The organism is Burkholderia guangdongensis, assembly GCF_013403875.1.
Classification (GTDB): Bacteria; Pseudomonadota; Gammaproteobacteria; order Burkholderiales; family Burkholderiaceae; genus Burkholderia; species Burkholderia guangdongensis.
In genome coordinates this window covers 74,302-96,109 of sequence record NZ_JACBNX010000027.1, presented here as the reverse complement: position 1 = coordinate 96,109, position 21,808 = coordinate 74,302, and the positions used below count along the sequence as shown (strand labels likewise).

Genomic DNA, 21,808 nt, shown 5'->3' with positions numbered 1-21,808 from the left:
ATCTCATAATGTAGGGTTTGCATGTGCGGTTGACGAAACCCGATTTCGCGGCCGCGAAGCTAAACTGGGCTTCGGTGCAGTCCCCCGACCCGGCGGCCCCACGAACGGCCGCCGGCAAAGCAAAACAGCGCCCGGCACACCGAAGGCGCACCGCCTCCGCAACAGGCGGACAGAATGGAGAAGACATGGTTTCCGGACATGAAAGCGACGGCCTGAAGCGCGGGCTGAAGAATCGCCACATCCAGCTGATCGCGCTCGGCGGCGCGCTCGGCACGGGGCTGTTCCTCGGCATCGCGCAGACGATCAGGATGGCGGGTCCGTCGGTGCTGCTCGGCTACGCGCTCGCCGGCATCGTGGCGTTTTTCATCATGCGCCAGCTCGGCGAGATGGTCGTCGACGAGCCGGTCGCCGGCTCGTTCAGCTATTTCGCCGACAAATACTGCGGCCACTTCACCGGCTTCCTGTCCGGCTGGAACTACTGGGTGCTGTACATCCTCGTCAGCATGGCCGAGCTGTCGGCGGTCGGCATCTACGTGCATTACTGGTGGCCCGGCGTGCCGACCTGGATCTCCGCGCTCGTGTTCTTCGTCGTGATCAACGCGATCAACCTCGCGAGCGTGAAATCGTACGGCGAGACCGAGTTCTGGTTCTCGATCATCAAGGTCGTCGCGATTCTCGGGATGATCGTGTTTGGCGCCTACCTGCTGATCACCGGCCACGCGGGCCCGGAGGCCGGCTTCTCGAATCTGTGGCGGCACGGCGGGTTCTTCCCGAACGGTGTGTCGGGCCTCGTGATGGCGATGGCCGGGATCATGTTCTCGTTCGGCGGGCTCGAGCTCGTCGGCATCACGGCCGCCGAAGCGGACGATCCGTCGCACAGCATTCCGCGCGCGACGAATCAGGTGCTGTACCGGATCCTGATCTTCTACATCGGCGCGCTCGGCGTGCTGCTGTCGCTGTATCCGTGGGAGAAGGTCGCGTCCGGCGGCAGCCCGTTCGTGCTGATCTTCCATGCGCTGTCCAGCGACATCGTCGCGAACGTGCTGAACGTCGTCGTGCTGACGGCCGCGCTGTCGGTGTACAACAGCGGCGTCTACTGCAACAGCCGGATGCTGTACGGCCTCGCGCAGCAGGGCAATGCGCCGCGCGCGCTGCTGTCGGTGAACCGCCGCGGGATTCCGCTCGCGGCGCTCGGCGCATCGGCGCTCGCGACCGGCGTGTGCGTGCTCGTCAACTACTTCATGCCGGGCAAGGCGTTCGAGGTGTTGATGGGGCTCGTCGTGTCGGCGCTCGTGATCAACTGGTCGATGATCACGCTGATCCACCTGAAGTTCCGCCAGACCAAGCGCGACGCCGGACAGCAGACGCGCTTCAGGAGTCTGGGCTATCCTTTCACGAATTACTTCTGCCTGGCGTTCATGGCCGGCATTCTCGTCGTGATGTATCTGACGCCGGATCTGCGTCTGTCCGTGTACCTGATTCCGGTCTGGCTCGCGGTGCTCGGCGTCGGGTATCGTTTGCGTCCGAAGAATGCCGTCTATGCGCTGCGCGACGGCGCGTCGGCACAATAAAGCACGCAGTCCACGCGTTTTTTTCCTTACCCTGTCAGGTCACGCCATGTTCGAACACGTCGACGCCTATCCGGGCGACCCGATTCTCACGCTCAACGAGAATTTCCAGAAAGATCCGCGCAGCCGGAAGGTCAATCTGAGCATCGGCATCTATTTCGATGCCGACGGCCAGATCCCGGTGATGCACGCGGTGCGCGACGCCGAGGCCGCGCTGAAGATCGGCGCGAAGCCGTATCTGCCGATGGTCGGCATGGACGCGTACCGCGACGGCGTGCAGTCGCTCGTGTTCGGCGCCGATCATCCGGCGCGCGCGGCCGGCCGCATCGCGACCGTGCAGACGCTCGGCGGCTCTGGCGCGCTGAAGGTCGGCGCGGATTTCATCCGCCGCTACTTCCCGAACGCGCAGGTGTGGCTGAGCGATCCGAGCTGGGAGAACCACCGCTTCATCTTCGAGCGCGCCGGGTTCACGGTGAACACGTACCCGTACTACGACGCGGCGACGGGCGGTCTTAAGTTCGACGTGATGCTCGCGTCGATCGACGCGCTGCCGAAGGGCAGCGTCGTGCTGCTGCACGCGTGTTGCCACAACCCGACCGGCGTCGATCTCGACGAGGCGCAGTGGCAGAAGCTGATCGACGTGCTCGAGACGCGCGAGCTGCTGCCGTTTGTCGACATGGCGTACCAGGGCTTCGGCGCGGGCCTCGATTCCGATGCGTTCGCGGTGCGCGAAATCGCGCGTCGCGGGCTGCCGGCGTTCATCGCGAACTCGTTCTCGAAGAATTTCTCGCTGTATGGCGAGCGCGTCGGCGGGCTGTCCGTCGTCTGCGAAGATGCGGACGCGGCCGCCCGCGTGCTCGGCCAGCTCGCGAGCGCGGTGCGCTCGAACTACAGCAGCCCGCCGTTGCACGGCGCGCAGATCGTCGCGGCGGTGCTGAGCTCGCCCGCGCTGCGCCGGCAATGGGAGGAGGAGCTCGCGTCGATGTGCCGCCGGATCGCGCGGATGCGCCAGACGATCCACGACGGCCTGCGCGACCACGTGCAGGGCGAGGCGCTGACGCGCTACGTGAAGCAGCGCGGGATGTTCACGTACACCGGGCTGACGGAGCCGCAGGTCGCGGCGCTGCGTGACGAGCACGGCGTGTATGTGCTGCGCTCGGGCCGGATGTGCGTCGCGGGGCTGAACGATTCGAACGTCGGGATCGTCGCCGACGCGATCGCCGCGGTGCTGAAGAGCGGCGTCTGAACCGGGCGGCGGCCGGCGCGGCGGTACGATGTCCGGCATCGCGTGCCGAAAACGCGGGAGCGTGATCCGATGAGCATACGAATCGTCCGGCTGGGGTCGCCGCGCGCGCCCGGCGAGGGGCTGCGGATCGGCACGGTGCGCCGCCCGCCGCGCGGCGTGCCGAAGAGCGAATTCGCGTCGCGCGACTATTACGACGTGTGGCTGCCGACGCTGTCGCCGAGCCCCGAGCTGGTCGCGCAGGCGCAGGCGGCGGAGACCGATGCCGACTGGCGCGCGTTCGTGCGCCATTTCCGCGCGGAGATGGCGCACGGCGACGCGCCGAAGGTGCTGGACCTGCTCGCCGCGCTGTCGGCGACCACGCATTTCTCGATCGGCTGCTACTGCGAGAACGAGCAGCATTGCCATCGCGGCGTGCTGCGCGCGCTGCTCGCCGAGCGCGGCGCGGCGATCGAGCCGGACGTTTCCTGAGCCGTGCGCCCAGCGCCTGCCACGGTGATGAGCGGGAGCCGGCCCTAACCGGTCGAGCCGAGCGGTTCGTCCGGCGTTTCCCACGGCGGCAGCTCGGCCCAGCCGAGCGGCCCGTAGACCGACCCACCCGCCGACTCGATCGTTTCGACGAACGCCTGCAGCGACGCACCGCCCATGATGCGCAGCGCATGGCCGTTGAAGAAATTCTCGCTGCGCAGCCACGGCGCGGCGCCGTTGTTGATCTGCTCGACGCTGCACGCATACGCGAGGCGCCCGGCCTCGGGCGGCAGCAGCGGCCCGTCGAACGCGACCTTGAGGATCTGCGTGCGTGAATCGCTGTAAGGCGGTTTCGCCGAGTCCTGATACGGAACCGCGGCCCAGCTTTCGCCTGCCTGCTCGTCGAGCGGCAGGCACGTGAAATACGCCCACGGCGCGCGGACGAAACAGAGCCGGTACAGGTCGCGCGCGCCGTCCAGATTCGCAATCAATGCCATCGCGCGTTCCATCGTTCGAGGCCCCGTGCGGCTCCGGTGCGCGCCGCGGCGGGGCGGCCCCGCGTGACGCGCGACATGCGCGCCGCGCACCGGTTCTGACCATTGGACCGCGGCGCGGCCCGCGCGTTGACTCGGTTCAAACTCGGTTCAAATTCCGCTCAAGCGCGCCGTGCGGACACTCCGTTGACGTGGGTCAATGGTGCCGCCGCGCATCGTCCTATGCTGAGCGGCATGGATGCGGCAGGGCATCCGCGCAGGATGCGGGAGAGCGGCATGGCGCTGTCAGGCAACATTCGCGAAGGGGATTGGACGGTCGAGGTCGAGACGATCCCGACCGGCGACGGCGGTTTTCGTTGCCGCGTGCGGGTCGAGCATGGCCGTCCGGCGGGCCCGTTCCGGCACGCGTTCGATCACGGCCCGTCGTGCCCGACCGAGCGCGAAGCGCTGCTCGAAGGGCTGCGAGCGGGCATGGTGTGGATCGAACTGAAGGCGTCGCACGTCTTCGATGTCTGATGCGGGCCGCGCGACGCGGCGAACGGAAGAATCAATTGAAGGGCGGCTGTGCCGGGAGGCGCGCCGTCAGGGGAAAAAAATGGGCGTCGGCATGCAGATCGTCTATCTGGGGTTCACCGGCTCGGCCGCGCTGGAAGCGGAGGCCGGCGCCGAACTCGTGCGCCTCGACCGCTTCTGCGGGCTGATCAGCGGCTGCCATCTGGCGATCGAGGCGCTGCATCCCGGCACCGGCCGGCACGCGTACGGCGTGCGTCTCGATCTGGTGATGCGCAACGGCGTCGTGAAGCCGGTCGATCTCTGTGTCGCCGAGGATGCGAGGGAAGCGGTGCACCGCGCGTTTGCGGACGCCGAACGGATGCTGACCGCGTGGCAGGACGGCCCGCTCGCGACGGGCCGTGCACTTCGGCAGGCAACGCATGTGCATCATTGATGCGAAGGGCGCGCGGTCGGGCGCTCAATCAGACGATCAATCAGACGATCAATCAGACGATCAATCAGACGATCAATCAAACGAGCGCGAGCCGCTCCGCGTCGACGATGTGCACGCGTTTGCCGCGCGTTTCGACGAGCGCGTCGCGCTGGAAGCGCGAGAACATCCGGCTGACGGTCTCGAGCTTGATGCCGAGATGGCAGCCGATTTCCTCGCGAGTCATCCGCAGGTTGAATTCGGAACCGGAATAGCCGCGCGCCTTGAAGCGCGTCGCGAGGTTCAGCAGGAACTGCGCGAGGCGCTGCTCGGCGGACATCGTGCCGAGCATCAGCATCTGCGTCGATTCGCGCACGATTTCGTTGCTGAGCATCTGATACAGGTATTGCTGCATCGATTTCAGCTCGTTGCACACCTTCTGCAACTGGCCGTACGGGATGATGCACGCGACGCTGTCCTCGAGCGCGATCGCGTCGCACGTGTGCTCGCTGCTGGCGATCCCGTCCATCCCGAGCGTTTCGCCGGTGATCTGGAAGCCGGTGACCTGCTCGCGGCCGTCGCGATGCACGATCACGGTCTTGAACGAGCCCGCGCGCACCGCGTAGAGGCTCTGGAATGCGTCGCCGGCGCGATACAGCGAGTCGCCCTGACGAACGTGGCGGGTCGTGCAGATGATGGCGTCGAGGCGGCCGTAGTCGGTCGCGCTCAGCTCGGGCGGCAGGCACAGCGTGCGCATCGCGCAATTCGAACAGCGCGCGCCGCGTTGCTTCGGAACGTCGGTGCGCGCCACCGCGTACAGCGGAATGACCGGCCGCATCGGCGCGACGGGATCGGTGGCTTTGCAAACGGACGTCGAAGACATGATCTACTCCAGCAGTTTGGTGAGGCGCCTGCGGCGTGACTGCACCAGGGCCTCGATGACATGGCATGCGGCGTCGAACTCGGCGGTCTTGTCGAAGAAGTAATCGGCGCCGGCCGACGCGCATGCTGCTCGGAATGCCGGTGCCGAAAGGTCTGTCAGGACGATCGTGACGATGCGCGGCGTGCCTTTCGACAGCTTCCCGATCAGGTCGAGGCTGCTGCCGTCCGTGAGCCGGAGATCGACGATCACCACGTCCGCCCGGCTCTGGCGGGCGTCCGTCAACGCGGCATCGCTGTCTTCCGCCTCGCCGACGACGACGACGTCACGAATCGCGCCGACGAGCAGCGCAATGCGCTGCCGGACGGCGACGGCGTGGTCGACGAGGAACACCCTGAGCGCGGCGGGCGACTGACTGGCATTCATGATGGCCAGTATCGCGGTCTTGTTGGGAAAATGAAATCAGCGGAGGTTGAACTTCGCGTAGGGGAGTTCGCCGCCTTGTAGGCGTTTTCCTACAAAGTCGTTTTGCGGCTCAGCCGGCGTCGCGCGCCGCGAGTGCGTCGCGGGCCGCGCGGCACGCGGCGAGATCCCAGGCCGCGCAGCCGACGGTCTTGAACAGCAGCGGCCCGCGGCGGTCGAACGTGCCGCCGAGCGCATCGGCGAGCGACGCGACGCCGCTCCAGTCGATCTGCGCGGCGATCAGGTCGCCGGCCTCGTGGGGCGCGCCGACCGGATCGTCGACGACGATGCGGCTCGCGCGCACCGTGCCCGCATCGATTTCCGCCATGTCGGGCGTGAACGCACCGACGCCGACCACGAGCCGGCCTTCGCGCGCGGCTTCGCGGTAGACGGGGGTCCTGCTCGTCGTCAGCGTGACGACGACGTCGATCGAATCGGGGATCCGGTCGCCGGCGAGCGGCTCGATGCGCGGCGCCTGCGCGCGGTGCGCGTCGCAGAACGCGGCCGCTCGCGCGGCGCTGGTTCCGCGCACGACGAGCCGCGCGTGCGGAAAGACCGCCGCAAACGCTTCCGCGTGGTTCGCGGCCTGCTTGCCGGTGCCGATCAGCAGGATCTCGCGCGGCGCGGCGCCGTGCAACGCCTGAATCCCGAGCGCCGTGACCGCGGCGGTCCGGCGGCCGGTGACGGTCGGCCCGTCGAGCACGAAGCGCATCTCGCCCGTCTGCGCGTCGTATGCGACAACCTGCCCGTGAATCGTCGGCAGCCCGCGCGCCGCGTTGCCGGGGCACACGTTGACGAGCTTGTGGATCGCCAGATCGCTCGCGCTCGACGGCATCGACAGCATCACGCCGCCTGCCTGCAGCGGCACGACGAGCCGCTCCGGGCTCACGACGCCACCCGCCGCGTAATCGACGACGGTTCGGCGCAGCGCGCCGAGCAGCGCGGGATAGTCGAGCAGCACGGCGGTCGCGGCCGCGTCGAAAACGGGAGTCGGGGCGTGGTCGGTCATTGGGCTGCGCAATCGTGTGAGCGGTGGTGTGGGCGAAAAGCCGCCAACGCGGGGTCCGGCGGAACGGGGTGCCGTCGGATGGTCGGCTGCCTGGATCGAATCTATACCAATTTTGGTGTATCTTCAATGCTTCGAATCGAACTTCGCGTCTTTTGGTTCTAATATCTATCCAGGAAACCGGGGCATTCGCCCCGTTCCGATAACGATCCGGCAGCGATCCGGCAGGAGCATCGCGATGGCGTCCGCGCGTCCCGAGTTTCTCGATGGCGGCTTCAGGCCGCTGCAAATTTACGAGCAGGTCGCCGAGCGGATCCGCGACGAGATCCGCGCCGGCCGTTTCGCGCCCGATTCCAGGCTGCCGTCCGAGCGCGAGCTCGCCGCGCGCTTCAAGGTCGGCCGCCCGGCCGTGCGCGAGGCGCTCGGCGCGCTGCAGAACGAAGGGCTCGTGTTCACGAAGCGCAATTCCGGCTCGTACGTCGTGCCCGCCGCGCTCGACATCCTCACGCAGGCCAACGGCGACGGTATCGGCGCGGCCGAGCCCGACGTGAGCCCGACGTCCGCGCTCGACGTCCGCCTGATTCTCGAGCCGGCGATCGCGCGCCTCGCGGCCGCGAAGGGCCGGCCGGACCGCGCGGCCGAGCGCTATCTCGCGCAGATGGAAACGGTCACCGACATCGCCGATCCGCGGCAGCGCGCACTGTGGAACGAGAGCGACCGGCTGTTCCACCGGCAGCTCGCGCTGATGACCGGCGATCCGCTGATCGTCCGGATCGCCGAGGAAGTCGCGAAGACGATGGACCAGCCGCTGTGGAAGCGCCTGAAGGACGACGGGATCAGCGACGCGAGCCGGATCCGCCTGTACGTGTCCGAGCATCGCCTGATCTACGAGGCGATCGTCGAAGGCGACGCCGACGCGGCCGCGTTCTACGTCGAGCAGCATATCCGCCGCGTGCGGCGCGACATCGCGCCAAAATGACATCGAGGCGACATCGAGGCGACATCGAGGCGACATCGAGGCGACATCGAGGCGATATCGGAATGACGCCGCCCCCGGCCCGATCCGATTATTGAAACTGCTTGCATTACGACCACGCTTCTCCTACATTGGTTCGCACAAAACCAATTTGGAGACTGTCCATGCGTCCTCTCGCCCTTGTCCTGGCCGTTTCGGCGGCCGCCGGCGCGTTCGCGTCCGTGCAAGCCCAGGAAGTCGTCACGATCGGCCATTCCGCGCCGCTGACCGGCCCGCAGGCCGCGAACGGCAAGGACAACGAGAACGGCGCGCGCCTCGCGATCGACGAGCTGAACCAGCAGCATCTCGTCGTCGGCGGCAAGACGGTCACGTTCAAGCTGATGTCCGAAGACGACCAGGCCGATCCGAAGGTCGGCGTGCAGGTCGCGCAGAATCTCGTCGACAAGGGTGTCGTCGCGGTGCTCGGGCCGTACAACTCGGGCGTCGCGATTCCCGCGTCGCGCGTGTACAACACCGCGGGCGTGCCGATGCTGCCGGTCGCGTCGAACCCGGCGCTGACGAAGCAGGGCTTCAAGAACATCTTCCGGATCGGCGCGAGCGACGCGCAGCTCGGCGGCACGATGGGCACGTTCGCCGCGAAGACGCTGCACGCGAAGACCGCCGCCGTGATCGACGACCGCACCGCCTATGGTCAGGGCGTCGCCGAAGAGTTCATCAACGCCGCGAAGGCAAACGGCATCCAGATCGTCGAGCGCGAGTTCACGAACTCGTCGGCGACCGACTTCCTCGGCATCCTGACGACGATCAAGGCGAAGAATCCCGACGTGATCTTCTTCGGCGGCTACGCGGCGCAGGGCGCGCCGATGGCCAAGCAGATGAAGCAGCGCGGGCTGCGCGCGAAGCTGCTCGGCGGCGACGGCATCTGCTCGGCCGACATGGGCAAGGTCGCGGGCGACGCGGCGTCGATCGTCTACTGCGCGCAGGGCGGCGTCGCGCTCGACCGCACCGCGCAGGGGCGCGCGTTCCTGAAGAAGTATCAGGACACGTATCACACCGACACGCAGGTGTACGCGGTCAGCTATTACGACGGGATGAAGCTGCTCGCCGACGCGATGATCCGCGCGGGCACGACGACCGACCGCGCGAAGCTCGTCGCGCAGCTCGCGAAGACGAGCTACAAGGGCGTCGCGGGCACCTATTCGTTCGATGCGTACGGCGACCTGAAGGGTGCGCCGACGACCGTCTACGTGATCCGCAACGGCCTGCCGGCGCCGTATTCCGAATGACCGGCACCCCGTTCACTTCATGCCGAATTTGAATTACCGATGAAACTGACTCGATCCATTTCCACCGTCGAAGTGCACACCGGCGGCGAGGCGTTCCGCATCGTCACGAGCGGGCTGCCGCGTCTGCCGGGCGACACGATCGTCCAGCGCCGCGCGTGGCTCAAGGACAACGCGGACGAAATTCGTCGCGCGCTGATGTTCGAGCCGCGAGGCCACGCGGACATGTACGGCGGCTACTTGACCGAGCCGGTGTCGCCGGGCGCCGATTTCGGCGTGATCTTCGTGCACAACGAAGGCTACAGCGACCATTGCGGGCACGGCGTGATCGCGCTCGCGACGGCCGCGGTCGAGCTCGGCTGGGTGCAGCGCACACAGCCGGAGACGCGCGTCGGCATCGACGCGCCGTGCGGCTTCATCGAGGCGTTCGTGAAATGGGACGGCGAGCACGCGAACGGCGTGCGCTTCGTGAACGTGCCGTCGTTCATCTGGCAACGCGACGTGTCGGTCGACACGCCGTCGTTCGGCACCGTGACCGGCGACATCGCGTACGGCGGCGCGTTCTACTTCTACGTCGACGGCGCGCCGTTCGACCTGCCGGTGCGTGAATCGGCGGTCGAGCGGCTGATCCGCTTCGGCGCGGAAGTGAAGGCGGCCGCGAACGCGAAGTATCCGGTCGCGCATCCGCAGATACCGGAGATCAATCATATCTACGGAACGATCATCGCGAACGCGCCGCGCCATCCGGGCTCGACGCAGGCGAACTGCTGCGTGTTCGCGGATCGCGAGGTCGACCGCTCGCCGACCGGCTCGGGCACCGGCGGGCGCGTCGCGCAGCTTTATCTGCGCGGCTTGCTGAAGAGCGGCGACACGCTCGTCAACGAGTCGATCGTCGGCACGATCTTCAAGGGCCGCGTGCTGCGCGAAGCGCAGGTCGGCGACATCCCGGCGGTGATTCCGGAGATCGAGGGCAATGCGCATATCTGCGGCTTCGCGAACTGGATCATCGACGATCGCGATCCGCTGACGTACGGCTTCCTCGTGCGCTGAATCGGCAAGGCGGGCTCGGCGTCCGGTTCCGCTTCCGCTTCCGGTTCGGCCGGCCGGCCGCGCGAGTTTTGGTACGATGCACGCTTTCCAGCTGATCTGTCACCCGCGTGAATCGCCGATCCTTGTCGTCCTTGCGCGAGCATTGTGCCAAATGGCTCGCGCGCGCCAAGCCCGTCGCGACCGCCGCCGCCCGGCCCGTCCGGGCCGCGCTGGCCGTCGCGTGGTTCCATCTCCGTCATCCGACGCGCCGCAGCGTCGCGTTCGCGATCGCCGCGCTGCCGGCGCTGCTCGCGCTGTACGTGGTCGTGCTGATCCCGTTCACGCCGAGCATCGGCGACATCCGTAAGGCGCGTGTCGACGAGCCCGCGCAGGTGCTGTCCGCGGACGGCAAGCTGCTCGCCGAGTTCAAGCCGTCGAACCGCGAGTGGGTGCCGCTGTCGCAGATCTCGCCGCACATGGTCGACGCGCTGATCGCGACCGAGGATCACCGCTTCTACCAGCATCACGGGCTCGACTGGCGGCGCACCGCGGGCGCGGCGCTGCACACGTTCTCCGGCGACCGGCAGGGCGGCTCGACGATCACGCAGCAGCTCGCGCGCAATCTGTATCCGGACGAGATCGGCCGCGCGCCGACGCTCACGCGCAAGATCAAGGAAGCGATCACCGCGCTGAAAATCGAAGCGGTCTACAGCAAGGCGCAGATCCTCGAGACCTACCTGAACACGGTGCCGTTCCTGTACAACGCGTACGGCGTCGAGATGGCCGCGCGCACGTACTTCGACAAGTCCGCCGACGAGCTCGACGTGCTCGACAGCGCGACGCTCGTCGGCATGCTGAAGGGCAACAGCTACTACAACCCGGTGCTGAACCCGGAGCGCGCGCTGCAGCGGCGCAACACGGTGCTCGGGCAGATGGTCAAGTACGGGAAGTTGTCGCCGGCCGCGTTCGCGCAGTTGTCGCGCAAGCCGCTGCGGGTCGACTTCGAGCGGCAGACCGAGCCGCCGGGCCCGGCACCGCATTTCGCGCAGCAGCTGCGCAAGTGGCTGATCGCGTGGGCCGACCGCAACGACTACAACATCTATTCGGATGGGCTCGTCGTGCGCACGACGGTCGATTCGCGATTGCAGGCGATGGCGACGCAGGCGGTCGCGCAGCAGGCGAACCAGTTGCAGGGGATCGCGAACGGCGCGTGGGGCGGCCGCGACGGTTGCTCGCCGGGCAGCGACCTGTTCCGCGCGTTCATCCGCGAATCGCCCGAGTTCCAGGCCGCGAAGACCGCCGGCAAGACCGACGATCAGGCGTTCAAGGCGCTCGCGTCGGACCGCGGTTTTGTGCGCGCGCTGTGCAAGTCGAAGACCGACGTCCAGGCGGGCTTCGTCGCGATCGATCCGCGCGACGGCGCGATTCGCGCATGGGTCGGCAGCCGCGATTTCACGACCGAGCCGTACGATCACGTCGCGCTCGCGCGCCGTCAGCCGGGCTCGACGTTCAAGGCATTCGTGTACGGCGCCGCGTTCGCGAGCGGGATGACGCCGGACGATACGTTCGTCGACCAGCCGGTCGAGATCCCGCTGAAAGGCGGCGAGATCTGGCGCCCGGACGATGCGGAGCCGGCGACCGGCAAGCCGATGACGCTGCGCGACGCGCTCGCGCTGTCGCGCAACCGGATCACCGCGCAGGTGATGGAGAAGGTCGGGCCGTCGAAGGTCGCGCGGCTCGCGCGCGACATGGGCGTGCGCGAAAGCCCGCTCGAGCTCGTGCCGTCCCTCGCGCTCGGCACGAGCCCGGTCACGCTGAAGGAGATGGTGACCGCGTACAGCACGATCGCCGATGACGGGCTCTATCACGAGCCGTACATGGTCACGCGGATCGAGAACCGCCAGGGCGACGTGCTCGCCGAATTCGCGCCGGCGCCGCCCGAGCGCGCGCTCGACGAGGCGACCGACCGCACGCTGCTCGACACGATGCGCGACGTCGTCCAGCGCGGCACCGGCGCGAGCATCCGCACCCGCTACGGGATTCGCGGCGACGTCGCGGGCAAGACGGGCACGACGCAGGACAACGCGGACGCGTGGTTCATCCTGATGCAGCCGGAGCTCGTCGCGGGCGCGTGGGTCGGCTTCGACGACGGGCGCGTGACGCTGCGCAGCGACTATTGGGGGCAGGGCGCGCACAGCGCGCTGCCGATCGTCGGCGATTTCTACTCGCGGGCGCTGCGCGCGCGCGTGATCGACGCGAAGGCGCGCTTCGACACCGAGACGTCGCCCGGCTTCTTCGCGTCGATGAAGGACCGGCTGACCGGCTGGTTCGGCACGTGGTTCAAGCCGGAGACGAAGCCGCGTCCGACCGTTGCGAAGGTGCGCAAGGCGCCCGAGCAGGCGGTGTCGGGCGCGATCGGAACGTCGGAGGCGTCGGCCGCGCTGCCGGCGTCCGGCGGGATGATCGAGGAGTGGGTGCCGGCGTCCGAGGTCGCGGCATCGGCGGCCGCGCTCGCGGCGTCGAATGCGGGGACGTCGGGCGCGTCGGGCGGCGCGCCGGCATTGCCGGCCAGCGGTGCGACCGGCAACGGCACGACGGGCAACGGCAACGCAGGCGGCGGCAGCGGCGCGCAACCGGGCCCGCCCGCGGTCGCGCCGACCACGTCGCTGGCGTCGCCGCCTGCGATCCCGCCGGATACGTCGCCACCGTCCGCCGCGAGCGGCACGAACTGAGCGCGGCACGGGCGATCGCGGGCCGCTCAGGTTTTGCGCGGGGCTGCCGTCATCCGGTGATGACGACAGCCTTCGAATGCGACCGCCACGCTCTCTTATGCGCAGCTCACACGACTACCACCCGCTCGGACCGGACGATATCGCCGCCGGATCGCCGCTTCCTTGCGATCTTTACGACCACGACGGCGCCGCGCTGCTGCCGGCCGGCACGACGCTGCGCGACGACGGGCAGCATGCGTTCCTGTTCGGGCATTTCCGGCCTGCGCGGCGGGAGGTGGCTGCCGACGCCGCGCATCGGCAGTCTGCCGGCGAGCACTGGACGCTCGAGCGGATGGGGCTGTCGATCGGTGCGACGATCGGCATCCGGCGGCGGGTCGGCACGACGCGGCTGATGCAGCGCTGCCGGCTGATCGGCCATGGCGCGTCGCAGGCGATCTTTCTCGAGCCGTTGCACGCGGCGGCGCTCGAGATCGCGCGCGGCGACGACGTCGAGGCGATCGCGATCGGCCGCGCGGCGATCTTTCGTTTCGTGTCGACCGTCGACGCGGTGCGCCCGGAGCCGACACCGTTCGTGATCCTGTCTCCGCCGGGCTTCGCGGAGCGGCTGCGCACGCGCGCGGAGCCGCGCGTGCCGATGCGGATCGCGGCGCGCTTCAGCGGCGGCGATGGCAACGAGGACATTGGCATCGTCCGCGACGTCAGCCTGAGCGGGATGTCGCTGGCCGCGCGCCAACCGGTCGCCATCGGCGCGCCGCTGCGAATCTGGCTGCCTTACAACGACGACTGTAACCACGACCGCAACGGCAACGGCAACGACATCCGGCAGCTCGCGCTGTCCGGCACCGTGCGCCACGTGCATCCGGACCCGGCCGCGCCGGCGCTGAGCCTGCATCACATCGCGTACGACGGCGCCGAACCCGCCGATCTCGCGTGTTTAAAGGGAATCCTCTACGACCGGCTGGTCGCTTCGCCGGGCGCTGGCGACCCGCGCTGACCCCGGACGGGCGCGCGACGTTATCTGCGCGCACCCGCTCGGCCGAGCGGGCCCGAATCGCGCTCAGGTCCGCCCGACAAGGCTCCGCAGGATGTTGGGCCGATGTTCCGCACGGCGAACATACGCTGGATTTGCCGTCGAATTGCACAAAATCTTCTGACGATTCGCAACTATCGGCGTCGATTGTCTCGTTTTCATCAACAGTGAATTCAGGTTTTAGGCGTTTACCCTGAGCCTCTGCGCCCCTAGACTTCATTCAAACGCAGCGAACGACTCAAACTGCTGCGCCTGACAAGATAATCGCGGAGGTTCCCAATCATGAAATCGCTCATCAATGCAGTTGCCGTTGCCCTGATCGTCGCCGCTCCGGCCGCTTCGTTCGCCCAGTCGAACCAGCCGCTGACCCGCGCGGAAGTGCGCGCCGAGCTGGCTCAGGTCGAGAAGGCCGGCTACAACCCGAACGACTGGATGAACTACCCGGCGAACATCCAGGCCGCGCAAGCGAAGGTCGCGGCCGCGCAAAACGACACGACCGGCTACGGCAAGAACGCGGCCGCGAAGTCGGAAGCCGGCCCGCGCGTGGCGGCACCGGCCGCCGGCCAGGCGCCCGTCATCGGCTACTGACCCTCGCTCCCGGGTGCCCCGAACGCGGCACCCGGACGCTTCGAAAGGCCCGCTTCGTCGAGAAGCGGGCCTTTCTGCTTTTATGCCGCCAGCGACGCACACGATCGGGCTGACATCTCGTCATACGTAAGATAGGATCGCGGTCGATGCCGCCGCGCCCGTCACGGGCAAGCGGCGCCGCGCGCCGAGGCGCGGCGGGGCGGCGATGCCCGGCATCGGTTCCACGACTTCAACGAATAAAAAGGAGCGTCCATGCGTGTCTCGATTGGTCTGGTGCTGGCGGCGGCGGTCGCGGCGAATGCTCATGCGCAGCCGAACTGCACGAATCCCCAGGATCAGGCGACGATGAATGCGTGCGCCGAGCAGGCGTACCGCAAATCCGACGCGGAGCTGAACCGCGTCTATCAGTCCGTGACCGCCCGCGTGCGGAACAACAATGCGCTGTCGCAGAAGTTCGTCGCGGCCGAGCAGGCGTGGATCGCGTTCCGCGACGCCGAATGCGGATTCTCGAGCGCCGGTGTCGAAGGCGGCAGCGCCTTTCCGGCCGTGATGACGACCTGTCTCGACGATCTGACGAAGGCGCGCACCGAGAGCCTGCAGGGGTATCTGTCGTGCGACGAGGGCGATCTGGCCTGCCCGGTGCCGGCGAAGTAAACGGCGCGCGCCGCTCAGCCGCCGTCGTCCGGCGCGGGCGCGGTCTGCCGGGCCGGCCTCGCGCGGCTCGTCAGCACCAGCGCGATGCCGCCGAGGATCGCCGCCGACGCGATCCCGAGCCGCCAGCTCGGCGTTTCCGACAGGAACAGCACCGCGCCGATCGCGGCGATCGGCGGCACCGACAGCTGCACGGCGGCGGCGCGCATCGCGGTGAGCCGCGTCAGCGCCGCATACCAGATCACGTAGCCGATCCCCGACGTCAGCGCCCCCGACGCGATCGCGAGCATCGCGCCGCTCGCGCTCAGATGGAAGCGCCCGGCGAGGATCGCGCTCACCACGAGCGCCATCGGCGCGGCGCGCAGGAAATTGCCGGCCGTGGCCGCGAGCGGATCGGCGAGCCCGCGGCCGCGCAGCGAGTAGATGCCCCACGCGACGCCCGCGACCGACATCAGCAGCACGCCGCGCGGCGTCGGCGCCGACACGCCGGGCGACACCAGGTAGAGCAGCCCCGCGGTCGCGGACGCGAGCCCGAGCCAGCCGAGCGGCGCGAAGCGTTCGCCGGCGCGCAGGCCGGCACCGAACATCGTCATCTGGACCGCGCCGAACAGGATCAGCGCGCCGGTGCCCGCGCTGACCGACAGATACGCGAACGAGAAGCAGGCGACGTACGCGAACAGCATCGTCGCGGCGATCCAGTCCACGTGCGGCGCCGGCGTGCGGCGCGCGCCGGCGCGCACGACGATCGCCAGCATCAGCGCGCCCGACACGAGGCGGATGCTCGCGAAACTCGCCGCGTCCACCCGCCCGAGCGCAAGCGCCAGGCGGCACAGCAGCGAGTTCGACGCGAATGCGATCATCGCGACGCTCGTCAGCAGGATCGTGCGTGCGGTCGTGGCGGCGGCGTTCGCGGAATCGGCGGCGGCGGGCGGGCGCATCGGCATCTCACAGATGATCGGCGACGATCAGCATCGCCCAGCCGATCAGCGCGACGCCGAGCGGCGCGCTGAGCCCCGCGCCCCAGGCGGCGTTCTTCTCGATCGCCATCGCGGCGGCGAGCGCGAGCATCCAGCCGAGGCTGCCGGCGCCGACGGCGAACATCAGCAGCATCAGCGCCCAGCAGCAGCCGACGCAGAAGAGCCCATGCCGCCCGCCGAGCGCGAACGCCTGGCGACGTGGCGTGCGGCCGCGCCAGTGGCTGATCACGAAGCTCAGCGGCGTTCGGCATCGGTCGAGGCAGCGCGTCTTCAGCGTGCTGAACTGGAACGCGCCCGCGAGCGCGAGCGTCGCCGCGCCGATCAGCCAGCCGCGCCACGCGAGCGCCGGCACGCGCGCGACGCCGGCGAGCAGCAGCGCATGCAGCGCGTGCGCGATCAGCCCGAAGCCGCTCCATGCGGCCACGTAGCCGAGGCCGAGCAGCGCGAGCAGCCACGTGCGGTCGGCGCGGTCCGACACGACGCGGTCGAACGCGTTGAACAGCGACAGCGCGCTCGGCAGCATCATCGCAAGGATCATCAGGGTCCACGCCGCCGCATAGAACAGCGCGGACAGCCACAGCGACCCGCCGGGCATCGTACGGCAGAGCCACGCGAGCGGCCCGGTCGCGCTCAGGTCGTCGTGAGCGAGATAACGGCCGTAAGGGCTGCGCGTCCACGCCCACAGCGCGGCCCACGCGAGCAGCACGAGGCTCGCGAGCGTCGGCACGAACACGTTTCGATGGCGCAGCGCGGACATGGCCGGGCCCGGTGCCGCGCGTGTGCGCGGCACGGCGGTCCCTTATGCGTCGAACAGGAACGTGCTCTGCAGCGCGTTGTGATTCTGCAGGTCGACGTCGATGCCGATCGTCGCGTTCTTCGAGCGATAGACCGGCGCCTTGCCGACGAACACCGGCGCGCCCGGCACGGTCGAGAACACGGTATCGGACAGCGTCGTCTTCTCGCCGGTCGGCCCGAGGTACGGCTCGAGCTCGGCGTAGTAATCGGCACCGATCGTCAGCGTGCCCTTGCCGCCGCGCACGTCGAACGAAATCGGCGCGCGCTCGACCGACACGACGGTGCCGATCAGCTTCACGAGCTCGGCGACCGGGCCGCCGGCCTGGCCCGTATAGACGGAGAGCAGCGCTTTCTCCTGCTCGTCGGACGCGTTGTCGCTGATATAGACCGCCGCGGTCCAGTTGCCCTTCAGGATGTTGCCGGGCAGGTGCGCGACGAGCGCGAGCGTCGTGCCGGTAACGTCGACGCCGTCGATCGTGCCGTGGTCGAAGTGCCACGAGACGATCGTGTCGCAGGTTTTGAAATCGGGGTCCTCGCCGATCCAGCACGGGCACAGAACCCGGCAGTTGCAGACCTCGAGCAGACGGCCTTCCAGGTGGTAGCTCATCATCTCCTCCTCACGGTCGGAACGATCAGCTGTGCGCCGCGCAGGGGGAAGTCGGCTGACACCAGGCGACGGCCGAATCGACGGTGCGAACGCGGAATGCGCAGAGGATTGCGAAGAAAGGGTATCGTCGTTCGCGCGGTTCCGCAGGCTGGTGACAGCGTATCGATTTACCAGTGTAGGTGCGCGTGCAGACGATAGGCAAGCCGGTGCGCGGGCCGCGTGGCGCGCAATCGATTGCGCGCATCCGGGCGGGCGACGCCCGCGCTCACACGTCGTCCGAATCGTCGAGCAGCTTGTGCCGCATCGCGTAGCGGACGAGCGCCGCGTCGTGCGGCATCTGCATCTTTTCGAGAATCCGCGTCTTGTACGTGCTGACCGTCTTCGCGCTGACGCACAGCTCCTGCGCGATCTCGGTCAGCGTCTGACCGGCGGCGATGCGCCGGAACACGTCGAATTCGCGGTCTGACAGCCGGTGGTGCGGCAGCGTGTCCGCGGGCTCGTTCAGGCTCTGCGCGAAATGCTCGGCCATCGCGAGGCTCACGTAGACGCCGCCCGCCGCGACCTTCGTCACCGCGCCGACGAGCTCCGCGCTCGCGCTTTCCTTCGTCATGTAGCCGGACGCGCCCGCGCGGAACGCGCGCACCGCGTACTGCTGCTCCGCGTGCATCGTCAGCACGAGAATCCGCAGCGCCGGCTTCTCGTCCTTGATCTGCTTGATCAGCTCGACGCCGTTGCGGCCCGGCATCGACAGATCGAGCACGAGCACGTTGGCGGGCGTCGAGCGGATCATTGCGATCGTCGTCGGGCCGTCCCACGCTTCGGCCGCGACTTCGAACCCGCTCGCGTTCTGGAGAATGTGCCGCAATCCATCCCGCACGAGCGTATGGTCGTCGGCGATCAGCACCTTGATCATGTCTCTGACTCTTCCTGTTGTATCGAAGCGAGCGGCAGCGCGACCGTGATCGCGAAACCGCGTGCCTGGGCCGTATCGATCGTCACGGTGCCGCCGAGCATGTGTGCGCGCTCGCGGATCCCGATCAGACCGAACGACTTGTCTTCGCGCGCGGCGCCGTCGACGACCGCGCCGCGGCCGTTGTCCGCGATGCGCAGCACGCAGACGCCGTCGTCGACGTGCAGCTTCACCGCGACGCTCGTCGCCTCCGCGTGGCGCGCGACGTTCGTCAGCGCCTCCTGAACGATGCGGAACAGTGTCGTCGCGCCCGCACCCGTGAACTCGACGCCGCGCGGATCGACGTCGCGCTCGACGTCGATTCCGTAGCGGTTCGTGAAGTCGTTCGCAAGCCAGTCGATCGACGGCACGAGCCCGAGATCGTCGAGCATCACCGGGCGCAGGTCGGCCGCGATCCGCCGCACCGACGCGACCGTCGCGTCGATCAGCCGCCGCATGCCCTTCAGATGCTTCTGCACCTCCATCGGCGACGAGTTGCATGGATCGCGCAACTGTTGCTCGACGACCGACAGGTCCATCTTCAGCGCGGTGAGCTGCTGGCCGAGGTCGTCGTGCAGCTCGCGCGCGATCCGCGCCTTCTCTTCCTCGCGCACCTTCTGCAGGTTCGCGGACAACTCGCGCAGCTCCTCGCGCGACTGTTTCAGCGTGTTGTCGCCGCGCAGGCGCTCGGTGATGTCGCGCAGCATCACCGTGTAGAGCTTGCCGGACGCGTCGCGGATCTGCGAGATCGATGCCTCGATCGGGAATTCCTCGCCGTTGCCGCGCAGCCCGGACAGCACGAGTTGCTTGCCCATCTGACGCTCGGACACGCCGGTCACGCCGAACTGCTCGACGTGCTTCGTGTGCGCGGCGCGAAAGCGCTCGGGGATGAAGCGCGAAAGCGGCCCGCCGATCGCCTCCATCGCGGACACGCCGAAAATCTCCTCGGCCTTCGGATTGAAGATCACGACCTTGTGCGATTCGTCGACCGTGATGATCGCTTCCATCGACGAGCGGATGATCGCCATCATCCGCGCCTCGTTCAGCAGGCCGCTGCGCTGCGTGTCGGGATCGGCCTCGCGCAACAGCCGCGCGCGCACCATCGCGTGGGCGAGCACGCCGAACACGAACGACGCGATGAGCCCGGCCGCGAGCACGGTGGCCGCCGCGTGCTGCGCGCCCGTCACGCCCGGGCGGCCGTCGGCCGCGTACGAGAGCGTCAGCGTGTTGCCGCCGAAATCGAGCCGGTCGACGCGGCGCATCAGATCCGACGACCACACCGCCTCGTCGGACAGCGCCTCGAGCGCGTAGATCGGCCGGTCGTCGCCGGTCGCGATCACGCGCAGGTCGATCCCGCGCTCCGCGTCGAGCGCGCGCTGCAGCAGCCGGCGCGCGTCGAGCGCGGCGAACAGCACGCCTTCCGTCGCCGCCAGCCGCGCGGCGGGCGTGAGCGGCGTGTCGGGCGTGTCGTACACGGGCAGCACCAGCGCGAGTGCCGGGCGTGCCTCGCCGCTCGGGTCGTCGATCTGCCGCGACGCCATCGCGACTTCGCCCGATTGCGCGGCGCGCTGCAGCGCGCTCGCGTCGCGCGAGCCGAACGTCGTGACGGGCGCGCGCGACGGCGGCGCACTCAGCGACGCGGCCACGGTCGGCATCGACGCGGCGGTCGCTGTAGTCACGTCACTCGCGAGCGACGCGCGGGCAGCGGATGAAAGGGGGACGAAACCGAGCCGCCGGATCGGCGACTGGCTGTGATCGAGGTCGAGCGTTCCGACGTACTGCAGCCAGCGCTCGGGCGACATCGGCCGCGACGTCAGCATGAACGCGCCGCGCGCGCTCTGCAGCACCGCGGCGCTCGCCTGCAGCTCGTGGCGCATCATCGTCGTGATGTGCCACGCGCGCCGCTCGAAACGCGCCTGCACGTTGTGCTGCCACTGGTCGCGCACGATGAGCGCGACGTTGAGCGAAAACGCCGCGCCGAGCGCAAAAGCGGCAGCGCCGGCCGCGAAAGGCTGGCGTAACATGTTCAAGAAACGTTTCCGCGCAGGCGATCGGGCGTCGCGCGTCGGTGTTCCGTTGACGGTCATTCTTGGGCCACTCTATCGATCGAGGTCGCCCGCAGTGCCCGGACGACTCAGGAATTGGGCGCATTACGCGCACGATTATCGGCGGCGCCGTTTATAACGAGGTGAGATTTTGCGCCTTTTGCAGTTTTTATGTAATGGGCCCGTCTCGAAAAGACGGAAGAGGGCGGCGAGCCGCCCGTGCGCCGGCCGCGCCTGATTCGCGCCGACGGCGCGCGAGCGCGCGAGCCACGCCGAACGCGACGCCGGCCGATTCGCCGGCACCCGCGTCCGGGCGGTGACGACGTGGGAGGTGATGCGATGTACAAGCGGATTTTCGTGGCGCTCGACGACGGCCCCAGCGCGCGTCTGGCGCTGGACGAGGCGATCAGGATCGCGGCGGCGTCGGGCGGCGCGATCACGTGCGCGCACGTCGTCGAGCATCGGCCGAAGCTCGTCGACGTCGGCGAGGGTTTCTCCGGGGAAAGCGAGGTGTCCGCGGACGATGCCGCGACGGCAGCCCTGGAAGACGCGAAGACGATGCTCGAGCAGGGCCGCGTGCCGGGCACGGTGCGCGCGCTCGACGCGTACGGCGAGAACGTGGCCGCGGTGCTGATGCGCACGGCCGCCGAGGCCGACGCCGATCTGATCGTGATGGGCGCGAGCGGCCGCCATGGGCTGAAGCGCCTGCTGCTCGGCAGCGTCGCGGAATCGCTGCTGCGCGCGGCGGACCGGCCGGTGCTGCTGGTGCGGCACGACGAGAAGGAAGCGGCGCCGGCCTGAGCGCCGCGCGGCCCGCGCATGCACCGCGGAGGTGCGTCGCGGCCAGGCTCCGCGATTCGAATGCGTTTCAAGCACGCATTCGAACGGCTTTTCTCGATTTTTTTGGAATCGAGAAAAATCGTGAATCACCTGGTCGGTGGATTAGTAAATAAGACTTGTCTGATTTTGGTGTGTGGTTGAAATAAATCAACAAACTTCAATTTCCTGCAATCGGCATTCAAAACCGACAGTATCTTTTCACCGTGGCACCGGGCGCGACAGGCGGCGCGGCCGCCAAGCCGGACGGACAACGGGCGTCGCCC

The 21,808-nt window shown here is 68.4% G+C and carries 22 protein-coding genes; 13 read left to right on the top strand and 9 right to left on the bottom strand.

The window, feature by feature from the left end:
- The first annotated feature begins 185 nt into the window (after positions 1-185).
- From HZI36_RS23155 to HZI36_RS23145, 3 genes are all read left to right on the top strand, one after another.
- Positions 186-1,571: an amino acid permease gene (locus tag HZI36_RS23155; protein ID WP_179405005.1), complete on the top strand. Its 1,386-nt coding sequence runs from the start codon at positions 186-188 to the stop codon at positions 1,569-1,571.
- 46 nt (positions 1,572-1,617) lie between these two features.
- Positions 1,618-2,814 carry an amino acid aminotransferase gene (locus HZI36_RS23150; RefSeq protein ID WP_179405004.1) on the top strand — a complete coding sequence of 399 codons (1,197 nt, stop codon included), beginning with the start codon at positions 1,618-1,620 and terminating at the stop codon, positions 2,812-2,814.
- Positions 2,815-2,883: 69 nt separating this feature from the next.
- Positions 2,884-3,282, top strand: coding sequence for a DUF488 domain-containing protein (locus HZI36_RS23145; protein ID WP_179405003.1), 399 nt, complete (start codon positions 2,884-2,886; stop codon positions 3,280-3,282).
- A gap of 44 nt (positions 3,283-3,326) precedes the next feature.
- Here HZI36_RS23145 and HZI36_RS23140 read toward each other — a convergent pair whose 3' ends face one another.
- On the bottom strand, positions 3,327-3,776 hold the full coding sequence (locus tag HZI36_RS23140; RefSeq protein WP_179405002.1) for a hypothetical protein: 450 nt from the start codon (positions 3,774-3,776) through the stop codon (positions 3,327-3,329).
- Between the two features lie 273 nt (positions 3,777-4,049).
- Here HZI36_RS23140 and HZI36_RS23135 point away from each other — a divergent pair, with 273 nt between their 5' ends.
- Together HZI36_RS23135 and HZI36_RS23130 are read left to right on the top strand one after the other, a co-directional pair.
- Positions 4,050-4,289: a UDP-glucose 4-epimerase gene (locus HZI36_RS23135; protein ID WP_179405001.1), complete on the top strand. Its 240-nt coding sequence runs from the start codon at positions 4,050-4,052 to the stop codon at positions 4,287-4,289.
- Positions 4,290-4,368: 79 nt separating this feature from the next.
- Positions 4,369-4,719 carry a metal ABC transporter ATPase gene (locus HZI36_RS23130; protein WP_179405000.1) on the top strand — a complete coding sequence of 117 codons (351 nt, stop codon included), beginning with the start codon at positions 4,369-4,371 and terminating at the stop codon, positions 4,717-4,719.
- Positions 4,720-4,795: 76 nt separating this feature from the next.
- Here the strand turns inward: HZI36_RS23130 and HZI36_RS23125 are convergent, their stop codons facing one another.
- The 3 genes from HZI36_RS23125 to lhpI all read right to left on the bottom strand — a co-directional run bounded on the left by HZI36_RS23125 (position 4,796) and on the right by lhpI (position 7,046).
- On the bottom strand, positions 4,796-5,578 hold the full coding sequence (locus tag HZI36_RS23125) for a helix-turn-helix domain-containing protein (protein WP_179404999.1): 783 nt from the start codon (positions 5,576-5,578) through the stop codon (positions 4,796-4,798).
- Positions 5,579-5,581: 3 nt separating this feature from the next.
- Positions 5,582-6,001 (bottom strand): response regulator, encoded by a 420-nt coding sequence (locus HZI36_RS23120; RefSeq protein ID WP_179404998.1) that lies wholly within the window; start codon positions 5,999-6,001, stop codon positions 5,582-5,584.
- Positions 6,002-6,110: 109 nt separating this feature from the next.
- Positions 6,111-7,046, bottom strand: a complete 936-nt coding sequence (gene lhpI / locus HZI36_RS23115) for a bifunctional Delta(1)-pyrroline-2-carboxylate/Delta(1)-piperideine-2-carboxylate reductase (RefSeq protein ID WP_179404997.1) — start codon at positions 7,044-7,046, stop codon at positions 6,111-6,113.
- Positions 7,047-7,281: 235 nt separating this feature from the next.
- On the opposite strand from lhpI, the gene HZI36_RS23110 reads away from it, so the two are divergent.
- The 7 genes from HZI36_RS23110 to HZI36_RS23080 all read left to right on the top strand — a co-directional run bounded on the left by HZI36_RS23110 (position 7,282) and on the right by HZI36_RS23080 (position 15,335).
- Complete coding sequence (locus HZI36_RS23110; protein WP_179404996.1) at positions 7,282-8,022, top strand: FadR/GntR family transcriptional regulator; 741 nt, start codon at positions 7,282-7,284, stop codon at positions 8,020-8,022.
- 161 nt (positions 8,023-8,183) lie between these two features.
- Positions 8,184-9,305 (top strand): branched-chain amino acid ABC transporter substrate-binding protein, encoded by a 1,122-nt coding sequence (locus HZI36_RS23105; protein WP_179404995.1) that lies wholly within the window; start codon positions 8,184-8,186, stop codon positions 9,303-9,305.
- A 39-nt stretch (positions 9,306-9,344) separates the two neighbouring features.
- The gene (gene lhpH, locus HZI36_RS23100; RefSeq protein ID WP_179404994.1) at positions 9,345-10,352 is read left to right on the top strand and encodes a trans-3-hydroxy-L-proline dehydratase; all 1,008 of its coding nucleotides are present in this window, start codon (positions 9,345-9,347) and stop codon (positions 10,350-10,352) included.
- A gap of 122 nt (positions 10,353-10,474) precedes the next feature.
- On the top strand, positions 10,475-13,063 hold the full coding sequence (locus tag HZI36_RS23095; protein WP_425485288.1) for a penicillin-binding protein 1A: 2,589 nt from the start codon (positions 10,475-10,477) through the stop codon (positions 13,061-13,063).
- A 97-nt stretch (positions 13,064-13,160) separates the two neighbouring features.
- Positions 13,161-14,057: a PilZ domain-containing protein gene (locus HZI36_RS23090; RefSeq protein WP_179404993.1), complete on the top strand. Its 897-nt coding sequence runs from the start codon at positions 13,161-13,163 to the stop codon at positions 14,055-14,057.
- A gap of 318 nt (positions 14,058-14,375) precedes the next feature.
- Positions 14,376-14,681, top strand: coding sequence for a DUF4148 domain-containing protein (locus HZI36_RS23085; RefSeq protein WP_179404992.1), 306 nt, complete (start codon positions 14,376-14,378; stop codon positions 14,679-14,681).
- Positions 14,682-14,933: 252 nt separating this feature from the next.
- Positions 14,934-15,335 (top strand): lysozyme inhibitor LprI family protein, encoded by a 402-nt coding sequence (locus HZI36_RS23080; RefSeq protein ID WP_179404991.1) that lies wholly within the window; start codon positions 14,934-14,936, stop codon positions 15,333-15,335.
- A gap of 14 nt (positions 15,336-15,349) precedes the next feature.
- Here HZI36_RS23080 and HZI36_RS23075 read toward each other — a convergent pair whose 3' ends face one another.
- The 5 genes from HZI36_RS23075 to HZI36_RS23055 form a co-directional block, all read right to left on the bottom strand.
- Positions 15,350-16,270, bottom strand: a complete 921-nt coding sequence (locus tag HZI36_RS23075) for a DMT family transporter (protein WP_179404990.1) — start codon at positions 16,268-16,270, stop codon at positions 15,350-15,352.
- Positions 16,271-16,277: 7 nt separating this feature from the next.
- Positions 16,278-17,066, bottom strand: coding sequence for a DUF2182 domain-containing protein (locus HZI36_RS23070; RefSeq protein WP_179404989.1), 789 nt, complete (start codon positions 17,064-17,066; stop codon positions 16,278-16,280).
- A 42-nt stretch (positions 17,067-17,108) separates the two neighbouring features.
- Positions 17,109-17,711 carry a DUF1326 domain-containing protein gene (locus tag HZI36_RS23065; protein ID WP_179404988.1) on the bottom strand — a complete coding sequence of 201 codons (603 nt, stop codon included), beginning with the start codon at positions 17,709-17,711 and terminating at the stop codon, positions 17,109-17,111.
- A gap of 265 nt (positions 17,712-17,976) precedes the next feature.
- Positions 17,977-18,624, bottom strand: a complete 648-nt coding sequence (locus tag HZI36_RS23060) for a response regulator (protein WP_179404987.1) — start codon at positions 18,622-18,624, stop codon at positions 17,977-17,979.
- Positions 18,621-20,747: a sensor histidine kinase gene (locus HZI36_RS23055; RefSeq protein ID WP_179404986.1), complete on the bottom strand. Its 2,127-nt coding sequence runs from the start codon at positions 20,745-20,747 to the stop codon at positions 18,621-18,623. The genes HZI36_RS23060 and HZI36_RS23055 overlap by 4 nt, the downstream gene beginning before the upstream one ends.
- 297 nt (positions 20,748-21,044) lie before the next feature.
- Between HZI36_RS23055 and HZI36_RS23050 the strand changes: the two genes are divergently transcribed.
- A complete protein-coding gene (locus tag HZI36_RS23050; RefSeq protein WP_179404985.1) occupies positions 21,045-21,506 on the top strand; it encodes a universal stress protein in 462 nt (153 codons plus the stop codon).
- Positions 21,507-21,808 lie beyond the last annotated feature (302 nt).